The organism is Nostoc sp., from assembly GCF_036917375.1.
GTDB lineage: Bacteria > Cyanobacteriota > Cyanobacteriia > Cyanobacteriales > Nostocaceae > Nostoc.
In genome coordinates, this window is sequence record NZ_JBALDN010000100.1 from 19,007 (window position 1) to 29,036 (window position 10,030).

General features: G+C 39.5%; 7 protein-coding genes. 3 read left to right on the forward strand and 4 right to left on the reverse strand.

Going from position 1 to position 10,030, the window contains the following annotated elements; all coding sequences use genetic code 11:
• Positions 1 to 144 precede the first annotated feature (144 nt).
• From V7K45_RS27270 to V7K45_RS27285, 4 genes are all read right to left on the reverse strand, one after another.
• On the reverse strand, positions 145 to 1,536 hold the full coding sequence (locus V7K45_RS27270) for a hypothetical protein (protein WP_335008217.1): 1,392 nt from the start codon (positions 1,534 to 1,536) through the stop codon (positions 145 to 147).
• A gap of 389 nt (positions 1,537 to 1,925) precedes the next feature.
• Positions 1,926 to 3,596: a phosphatidylglycerol lysyltransferase domain-containing protein gene (locus tag V7K45_RS27275; protein WP_335008219.1), complete on the reverse strand. Its 1,671-nt coding sequence runs from the start codon at positions 3,594 to 3,596 to the stop codon at positions 1,926 to 1,928.
• Positions 3,597 to 3,804: 208 nt separating this feature from the next.
• Complete coding sequence (locus V7K45_RS27280; RefSeq protein WP_335008221.1) at positions 3,805 to 4,737, reverse strand: alpha/beta hydrolase; 933 nt, start codon at positions 4,735 to 4,737, stop codon at positions 3,805 to 3,807.
• Between the two features lie 269 nt (positions 4,738 to 5,006).
• Positions 5,007 to 5,981, reverse strand: coding sequence for an alpha/beta hydrolase (locus V7K45_RS27285; protein ID WP_335008223.1), 975 nt, complete (start codon positions 5,979 to 5,981; stop codon positions 5,007 to 5,009).
• A 142-nt stretch (positions 5,982 to 6,123) separates the two neighbouring features.
• Between V7K45_RS27285 and V7K45_RS27290 the strand changes: the two genes are divergently transcribed.
• The 3 genes from V7K45_RS27290 to V7K45_RS27300 form a co-directional block, all read left to right on the forward strand.
• Positions 6,124 to 7,059 (forward strand): lysylphosphatidylglycerol synthase domain-containing protein, encoded by a 936-nt coding sequence (locus V7K45_RS27290; RefSeq protein ID WP_335008225.1) that lies wholly within the window; start codon positions 6,124 to 6,126, stop codon positions 7,057 to 7,059.
• Between the two features lie 313 nt (positions 7,060 to 7,372).
• Positions 7,373 to 8,677, forward strand: a complete 1,305-nt coding sequence (locus V7K45_RS27295; RefSeq protein WP_335008227.1) for an ATP-binding protein — start codon at positions 7,373 to 7,375, stop codon at positions 8,675 to 8,677.
• Positions 8,655 to 10,030: tetratricopeptide repeat protein (locus V7K45_RS27300; RefSeq protein ID WP_335008229.1), on the forward strand; the 1,376-nt coding region annotated here is incomplete at its 3' end. The genes V7K45_RS27295 and V7K45_RS27300, both read left to right, overlap by 23 nt.

The window sequence follows — 10,030 nt, forward strand, 5'->3', positions numbered from 1 at the left end:
CACTGCCTCCTGCCTCAAAACCAGTGAATTTGTACCTCATGCAAAAGAAAACTGCTGTATCAATTAGATTCATAATACACATTTGTAGTGACACAACTATTTGTGCCACTATGTAATCAGCAAAGATTGTAACTGCTATATAATCTAATTATCTATACTGGCAGAAATAACTTTACTATAATATTCTGTTTTAGTATAAAGACTGATAATACTATCACCAACTGCAAAAAAACTGCCTTCTTGCTCATTTTTAGAAAATTGCAAACTTGAGTATTTAGCAGCAGCTTCATCAGCAGTCATGGCTTTGACTTCCATTTGACCTGGCAATAATCCAGTAGAACCTATGTAAAATACTAAGGGAGATATTTTATCTTGGTAGATATTTTCTGCATATTCTTCTAACTTTTTATTTGCCACTGTTAAAGCTGCAACCATTTCTTCTTTATTTATCTGCTTACCAGCTTGTTTGTCCCACAATAACTGCGCTAAACTATCAGCACCAACTTTCTGAAGAATACCTCCAACAATACCATTTTGCTCAAGCCCAAGAAAATCATCAAAAATTGGTTTCATCAATTCGTCAACTTTTGTAATCTTGGTACGTGATGACAGTAACCTGTGCCTCACAGCGAAATTCTGATTAAATGCCATCTCGAAACTCGGTTTAATGATAATTTCTCCAGTTTCTTTGTCATAAAGACGATACATTCTATTGAGAAACTTGTTAGCAGAAGGTAACTTACTCAAGTTCAGAATGTCTTGACTGCCGATATCGATTTTATAACTCAATTTTGAGTCAAGAGTACCATTAGCTAAAGCTTCGCTGATATCAGCGTATTCATTGGTTGTAGGAAAGTTGATGTAAGTATTCTTAGATAGATAGTGCTTTTTAAACTCATCTAACTGCGCCTCGATAAATACATCTGATTCTTTTTTCAAGTGAGCGCAAATAATACTAGTCAGTACTTTAATTTCTGCTAGTTCATTGAATAGTCCATCAATACTGCTGTAACGACTATTAGTAGCTACAAGTGGCAAGTTATCTAACTGAATCGTATATTCTGCCCGAAAGTCAAATTCTTCTGCATCCAGTATGCCTTTTTGTTTGAGTAAGTCAAAGACTTTTTTACTGCTAATTTTGACTTGTAATGAATTTACGTTGATTTTGCCGTCACTTACAATTGTGTAATTATTAAAGGTGTTGAGGTCATTTACTAACAAGCCTGCTACTTCAATAGTAGGAGTTTGGTCTTCAACTTTGGCAAGTTTAACTCTACGTTTGATAAGCATATTGATAGTAGCAGTATTGCGGCTAAACTTAAACTCGCCCATATCAACATACTCAGCGTTATCTATATATTCTGTTGTCAACCAAGGTTGTAACAGTTCTCCATTTTCGTTTCTAATACCTCTAATACGTTTAATACCTGTTCTTTGATAATGTTCTTGTAAGTGCTTGATATTAATGATAATATTGTTGCGATATTCGGCAAAAATTTTGATTAGTTCTACTAGAGAAATCTGATTCTTTGTCATATTGCCACCTTCCATATAAAGGTCAAGAATCTTTTATAGCAACAGTTATTTAAGTCTATTAATATTCCAAAATAAACTGTTCTTACCGTGCGAAATTTAATGGTAAGTTCGTGGACGATTGAGGGTTTAAGTTTAAACGCAGAGGGGCGCAGAGTATAGCGCAGAGGAACGCAAAGTTTGTTTGAGTCTATTCCCTGGGAATTTAGGCAACGCGAAGAACAGCCTTGCATAATTTATAGTACAATTGTATCATACAAAGGGCAAGTTGTGTAGGCGTAGCCCCTGGTAGATATCGCTGTGCAATGAGGTGTTATGGTGTTGCTGAATAACGTCAGAATATATGCTTTCTAAACTTTGCACCCTTGAGTGACTTTGTTTTGAGTCTAGATTTAGGCTCCGGGTTTGAAATAATCGAAGAGGCGATCGCCTGAATCTGCGCGAATTAATGCTACAACTACATCTGGTAAGGTGGCTAAACTGGGGTAAACCAAATAACGTGGTTCCCAACGGGGGCGGAACTTGTCTTTGTAGGCGTGCAGTCCCTTGAAGTTGTAGAAGCGATTTAAATGCTCGTAAAGATAGTGCAATACTTTCTCCAAGCGGCGCGATTCCGGGTTATCTCCAACTCCCGCAAGCGCAGAAAGACCGAAATTAAAGCTGTCGTAGCCATTCTCTTTAAAATGCTGGAGCAGGGAAATAAATAGAAAGTCCATTGTGCCATTTTCCAGAGACGAGCGATGTCGCATCATGTCAATAGTCGCTTCGTTAAGTTGGTACTCCCGGATAATGTTGGCAAAGGCGGTGATATTACCTTCAGGATTTAGCACCACAGCAATCTCACACTCTCGCAGGTAAGCTTCGTCAAACCAACCCAAAGAAAATTGTTTTTCTGAGCCTTGTACCATTTTCAACCATTCATCACTCACAGATTTGAGCCGATGCAATACATCATTGGCGATGGGTGGTTGGTAAAAGTCAATTTGGTATCCTAGTTTAGTTAAACGACTGATTGATGGTCTAAAGTTTTTACCGGCTTTACCTTGTAACGTAAAACTTTTTAAGTCAACGATCGCTTCTTCTCCAATCTTAAGTACCTTAAACCCCAATGACTTGTAAAGCTCTACATCATCGGGCATAGTTTGGTAAAAGCCAGGATACCAGTCATTGCGCTGACAAAACTGCTGGAAAGCAATAATTGTCTCTTTGCGGTCTTCAATGGGGCCGATGGGATCTCCCAAGGCGATCGCACCCCGTCCTTTGGGAACATAAGCAATTACACTATTACCCGAAGGACTGAAATAATAACTTTTATCATTTAAGAGAGTGAGCGCTGCTAAAGAAGAACATCCATATTGCTCGACAATTTCTTTAACTCGTCTTCGCTCATTTGTAGTTGCTAGATTGCGCCAAAACACAGGTTGCAACAGCATTACCATTGCATAAGTAATAGTACCTGCGGCAATAATATAGATAGAATTAGCAAAAAATTCTCCAAATCGACTCTTTGGTTGCAGTCCCCAATTATCCTCGGTGAAGAACATCGCCAAAGTCTGAACTATTGCTTCCCGCCAATTAAAATTCTCTGAAAATTTGCCGTCTAACAAATAAAATCCAATAGTTCCGTATGCCAGAGTAAATAATAAAGCGCCTATCAGCACTCTGACTCCCCGTGCAATGGAAGGACGGTCTGATTGCGCTGTAAAATCATGGCGCATCAAGATTAATTGCAGCAGCAAAACTCCAGAGAGTAGACTCTCTTCATAGTCCAGTCCCTTCAGCAAATGGCTAAAAATGGAAATTATTAGTAAACCAATGGTCAGTAACCAGGCTATTCTTTTACGGCGTAATAAATTAGTAGCAAGTGTTAATAAAACAAACCCAGTTAATGCTGCGAATATATGACCGCTGGCACGAATTTCAAATGGTAAAAATTCCTTTAACCAGTGAGTCCGCCCATAAAGGTTAGGTGTCACTGCTGATAATAAATTTACTACTCCGACTAAACCTGTTAGGAAAGCTGCACTCCAAAGTCCAATCTGAGTTTTTAAATTATTTGTCATTTGTCATTTGTCATTGGTCACTTGTACTGAGTTTCAACACAACGACTACGCCCTTCGGCTACGCGGTAGTTGAGCGCAGTCGAAACTCAGGACAAGCTCAGTGCATCGCTGTGCGGTAATCGAGCGACTTGTACTGAGCGTAGTCGAAGTAAGTCGAGATTCAACTACCGCGTAGTCGTTGGCGTAGCCTCTCCAAGAGTTGTATTGGTCATTGGTCATGTGTTTTGGCGTTAAAACTCTTAACTCCGAATTGTTTAAACTGTTCTCCGACATAGAAGAGTGAATCTTTAAGATGTTTGTGGAAGTAGTTCCAACCTACATTAGCACCAGACAACCCATGACCTCCAGGAAATGCATAAAATACGTGAGCAATGCCTAATTTATTTAAGGTTTCGTTGAAGGCTTTGGTAGAAGCTAGCAAATTAGGATCGTTCACACCCGCATCTAGGTAAACACGCAATCGCTTTCTGTCTTCAACCGGTAGCTGTTGCACAATTTGTTGAGGACTATTTTGTGAACCGCTGTTATCAGTAAAGTAACCGCTATGGCTAAACAAAATCTGAAAGTTGTTGAGATAGCGTAATCCGATATTAAATGCACCCCATCCTCCAGAAGATAAACCTCCCAGCGCCCAAAATTGGGGTTCTTCCAAAGTGCGGTAGCGCGACTTGACAACTTGTACTAATTCTGAACCAATCAAAGTTCCCACTTTCCCATTCGGCCCATCAAAGTAATCGGGGTCGTATAAAGGACTAGAACCGCGATTATCATTACCATCAGGTGTAATCACAATCGATGGCGGTAATTTTCCACTTTGATAAAGTTCATGCAATACGTCTAAGAGTGCATATTTATTAGCATAAGCACGAGCATCATCATGACCACCATGTAGTAAGAATATCACAGGGTAGCGCTTTTGGGGATTTTTGCTATAACTAGGGGGCAAAATCACGCCGTAGTTACGGACTGTACCCATCGCTTGGGAGTTGAAGGTTGCTAATTGAAACTTTAGCCCAGTATTTGCCTCTTTTTTGGGTGGGTCTAGTTGTGGCGCACCTAAGATGAATACATAATAATAACCAGCGCTAGTGAGGAGTGCGATCGCTCCTAATAAGCCAATTAAAAATTTAGAAATCTTCATATTCTTTATATTCTTTTAACTTAAAAAAATTACCTCCATTAGAACTTACTATAATGAATATTTTACAAATAGCAGTATACTTTTTGACTGTGGTTTTAAAGTATTAACTGGTTGGCAAAATAATATTATTTCTACTAGTAGTCTGTCAAATTTAAATTGATGGGTAAGCAAGTTCGTAGTAAGGACTTCAGTCCTTAATTTTCTCAGCACTAAAGTGCTTACTACAAACTTTTCATTACTAGCTTAGAGATTTTACTATGGATTGTCAATTATTTTGAGTATTTTTTATGATGAATACTTAAAGTTTTATCAGCCATATTTGCTGTTTCGGAGGCTCGAAATTGTTCGCCGACAAATGTTAATGAATCTGCTAAATGTTTCCGCCAGTATTGCCAAGTGTGACTACCAGGAAACTGACGAAATGAATTATAAATTTTCAGTTGATTTAGTACTTTACTAAATCGCTCGGCTTCCTTGATTTCATCAATATCTGATGTACCCGAATCCAGGTAGATTTTTAACCTTTTTTGAGCTTGTATTGGAATGGTTTTGATATAAAATATTGGGCTATTCGCCGGGCCACTTTTATCATTAAAATAACCACTATGACTAAATAAAATCGAGAAACGATCTAGGTTGTGTAATCCGACATTCATTGCTCCCCAACCACCAGAAGATAAACCACCTATCGCCCAAAAATTTGGATTATTTATTGTCCGATAACGGCTTTGCACAACTTTTACTAACTCATCGCCCACGGCTGTAGAGACTTTACCATTAGGGCCATCGAAATATTCTGGATCTCGGTACGGACTAGAGCCACGTTTGTCGTTGCCATCTGGTGTAATGATGATGCTGGGTGGCAACTTACCTGTAGTATAAAGTTGTTCTACAGTCTTGAGAGCTTGTCCCTTATTCTGAATAAACCAATCACTGGGATTACCATGTCCACCGTGGAGGAGAAAGATTACAGGATACCTTTGTTTGGGGTTTTGCTCATAGCCAGGAGGTAAAGAAACGCCATAAGTGCGACTTGCACCCATTGCTTGACTATCGTAGGTTTCAATTTTGTAGGTTAGGAGAGTTTCTGAGTTGCTAGTGTTGCGCTGGGTTGGAACAACGGAAGGCGTTGTTTGTAAATCCTGCTGTTGCGGTGGTTTTGCGATGACAATTTGGGAGAAATTACAGCCAACTAGGGTTAATACTGAAAATAACAAGAGAGTTTTAGATTGTTTGTAGTTCATCTTTGAAGGGAATTGAGCATGGAGTAGTCGTTGCTTGTTTTCAAAATCTTATGCAAATGATATGTCAACGCTGTGTCAACAGAATGGAAACTTTACGACTGGTTGTAAATTAAAAGTCAAGGTTAGGATAAGTTTCTTTACTATGCTTAAAAAGCTGCAACTGAATTTCAGTTCTTTGTTTGGCTTGTTGTTGCTGGTGCTTTCCCTGTTGGCGATCGCTAACGAATTACGTGAGTATAATTATCGTGATATCCTCAACTCTCTAGCTGCTATTCCCAAAAATCGCGTAAATTGGGCAATTTGGCTGACAGCTTTGGGCTATTTAGTGATGATTGGGTACGATATCTTAGGTTTTAACTACATTAATCGCTCCCTAAGTTGTAATAAGATAGCTTTCACTAACTTTATTAGCTCTGCATTTAGTAATACCATCGGTTTTGCCTTGCTGACTGGCAGTGCTATCCGTTATCGATTTTATGCTACTTGGGGAGTGTCAGCAGTTGCGATCGCTCAAGTAATTGCTTTCGCCAATTTTACCTTTTGGTTGGGAATGTTTGCCGTTGCAGGTTTTTTGTTCCTCATCAACCCACTGAAGATTCCTAGTCAATTACATTTACCTTTTGCTACTGTGCGTCCTATCGGCGTAATTTTTCTGCTATTAGTTACGGCTTATTTACTAGGAAGTATTTTTATAAAACAACCATTAATAATTCGGGGACATGAATTTCGATTTCCTTCTTTTACAATATCCCTGGCTCAAATAGCTATTTCTAGTTTTGACTGGATTCTTGCGGCAGCAGTTCTTTATGCTTTACTTCCTAGTAATATATCTTTGTCATATTTAGACTTTTTGGGCATTTATTTACTAGCGATGTTTGCAGGTGTGGTTAGCAATGTCCCCGGTGGTTTGGGAGTATTTGAAACTATAATTTTGCTGATTCTCTCTTCAAAAGTTTCGGCTGCGGCTGTTTTGGGATCAATGCTAGTTTATCGGGGAGTCTACTATTATTTACCTTTGCTATTAGCGGCAGGTTTGCTGGGAATATATGAAATTAAAAAAAATAGACCCCTTGCATAAATCATAAATAAGAACCCCAAAGCTACGCTTTGTCTTCCCCCAAATCCAGAATAGACTACATGGGGATACAAATTTACAGGTTTTGTGCAAAGCCTACCATCCTAAAACTTGAAGGAGCGATCGCTTTAACTCAGAGTGTTGTGTTCTAAGCTCGGAGTTTCGTGTTCCAAGCTCAGAGTGTCGTGTTCTAAGCTTAGAGTGTCGTGTTCTGAGGTGGAATGATGGTGTTCTGAGGGCGTTGGCGTAGCCCGTCGTAGACATCGCTCTAGTTTAGAATGTAAATTGATACTTTACCCTTAGCCCCTAAGAGCAAATGTCTGAAGAATTATTAAAATCATTTCAGAAAGCATATAGAAATCTGGAGTTATTGCCGCTCCTGCAAGAAAAGGAATTAGATCAATTCCGAGTTAATTACGGTGGTGAAGTAATTGAAGAGTTAGAACAATTAGTTGAAGACAGTCCTACTGGTGATGGCAAGATTATTTTCACAGGACATCGGGGTTGTGGTAAATCTACGTTGTTAGCTGAATTTAGCAGGCAATTTCACGACCGTTATTTTGTGGTTTTATTCTCCATATCTGACACCATTGAAATGTCGGATGTTAACCATATTAATATTCTGTTTGCCATTGCAGTTAATTTAATGTATGAGGCAGAAGCACGCCAGGTTGAAATTCCTCAGTCAACTAAAGATGCTTTGTATAAATGGTTTGCAACTCGAACTAAGACTGAGGAGCTAAATCTTGAGGCTGAAAGTTCTGTGGGTTTTGACTTGCTCAAACTAATTAGCACGAAATTAAAAGCTGATGCTGCTGTTCGTTATGAAATTAAGCAGGAGTTTGAGAGAAAAATCACAGATTTGGTTGCCCGTATTAATGAAATTGCGGCTTTGGTAAGATTAGCTTCTAAGAAAGATGTTTTAGTGATTATTGATGACCTAGACAAACTGGAACTGGGAAGAGTTAATGATATTTATCGAGATAATATCAAAGCTCTCTGTTTACCTAATTTTAGAATCATTTACACTATACCTATTGCTGTTTTACGAGATAAGTTTCTCAGACCATTAATTGAGACGGAAACAAACGATCAAATTGTGGTTATGCCTGTTTTGAAGTTGTTTGAAAAGGGCAAAAGTCGTCAGGCTGGCTCACAACCTCGCCCTGAGGCTCAAGATGTTTTGTGTGAAATCTTAAATAAGCGGATTGCAGATGATTTGATAGAAATACCAGCCGCAGAAAAAATTGTTTTAAATAGCGGTGGTGTGCTGCGAGAGCTAATTAGAATTGCTAATGAATGTTGCAGAATTTGTCTGCGTTTAATCCGGCACAAACCGGGAGAGGCAGTAATTATTGATGATGATATTTTAGATAAAGCAATTAATAGTATTCGTAATGACTTTGCTGTGCCTTTAGGTAAGTTGGATTATGAAATATTACGAATTACTTATGAAAATTTTATCCCTGATGATCCTAAAGATCCAGAGTTTTTAGATTTGCTCCACGGGCTTTATGTTTTGGAATATCGCAATCGTCAAAACTGGTACGATGTTCACCCGATTGTTGTGGAATTATTGAAAGAACAGGGGTTGATAAATGGCAGCCAAGGAATTATTTGAGAGTGACGAACAAAATCAAGATGCTTATGATGATTTGATTGTGAGTATTCAGGCGAAAGAACAGGGTTTGAGTCTGCTAATAGGTGTTTGTGATGACTTAAATTTACGAGAGCAAATCATTGCTCATTATGCAGCAGAATTAGAACCTGAATTTCGTACTTATCGAGTGGTATTAGCGGGGGGTGAACCGAGTCTTAGGGCGGCTCTTTATCACTTGGTGCAAAGTGAAGAATATTTGCTTGGGGGAGGTAAAGCTGTGATTACTGTAACAGGTGTAGAGCAGCTTTATTTTCTCAAACAAGGAGAGGATAGATCGCAACAAGAAATCTTTTTTGGTTACTTGCAATGGACAAGGGAAGCTTTACGCGAGTTTCCTTATCCAATTATTCTTTGGGTAACTAACCAAATTTTAATCAACTTGATTAAAAAAGCCCCAGATTTCTGGAGTTGGCGCAAGGGTGTATTCCGATTTTTATCTAGAAAGACTATTGCAGTTTCTCGTAGAGAACTGGAACCTATACGCTTTGCATTTACTGAGAGCGAGTTTTCAGGCTTTGATGATGAGAACCCTTATTTTTTGCCTATAGAAGACTTAAGAAAGTTAATTGAGCAGACAGAACTGCAAAGGGGAGAAAAAGATCCTAGTTTGGTTACGTTGTATTTAAGCCTGGGGAATATTTACAGAAGAAGATTACAGCATGGTGAGTCTCAAGATTATAAAACCGAACAAGACTTGGCTATTGAGTATCTTTGTAAGGCTGTTGAACTGCAAAAAGAGTTAGGTTTAGATAGAGACTTAGCTAGTAGCCTCAACAACCTAGCGTCACTCTACCGTTCCCAAGGCAGATACAGCGAAGCCGAACCCCTTTACATCCAAGCCTTAGCACTCAGGCGCAAGCTGCTGGGTGAAGAACATCCATCTGTCGCCTCTAGCCTCAACAACCTAGCGGCACTCTACGACTCCCAAGGCAGATACAGCGAAGCCGAACCCCTTTACATCCAAGCCTTAGCACTCAGGCGCAAGCTGCTGGGTGAAGAACATCCAGATGTCGCCTCTAGCCTCAACAACCTAGCGGCACTCTACCGTTCCCAAGGCAGATACAGCGAAGCCGAACCCCTTTATATCCAAGCCTTAGCACTCAGGCGCAAGCTGCTGGGTGAAGAACATCCATCTGTTGCCTCTAGCCTCAACAACCTAGCGTTGCTCTACAACTCCCAAGGCAGATACAGCGAAGCCGAACCCCTTTATATCCAAGCTTTAGCACTCAGGCGCAAGCTGCTGGGTGAAGAACATCCAGATGTCGCCACTAGCCTCAACAACCTAGCGGCACTCTACGACTCCCAAGGCAGATA

Coding starts and splice junctions, on each gene's coding strand:
- V7K45_RS27295 (WP_335008227.1), top strand. CDS start 7,373: ATGTCTGAAGAATTATTAAAATCATTTCAGAAAGCATATAGAAATCTG.
- V7K45_RS27285 (WP_335008223.1), bottom strand. CDS start 5,981: ATGAACTACAAACAATCTAAAACTCTCTTGTTATTTTCAGTATTAACC.
- V7K45_RS27290 (WP_335008225.1), top strand. CDS start 6,124: ATGCTTAAAAAGCTGCAACTGAATTTCAGTTCTTTGTTTGGCTTGTTG.
- V7K45_RS27280 (WP_335008221.1), bottom strand. CDS start 4,737: ATGAAGATTTCTAAATTTTTAATTGGCTTATTAGGAGCGATCGCACTC.
- V7K45_RS27270 (WP_335008217.1), bottom strand. CDS start 1,536: ATGACAAAGAATCAGATTTCTCTAGTAGAACTAATCAAAATTTTTGCC.
- V7K45_RS27275 (WP_335008219.1), bottom strand. CDS start 3,596: ATGACAAATAATTTAAAAACTCAGATTGGACTTTGGAGTGCAGCTTTC.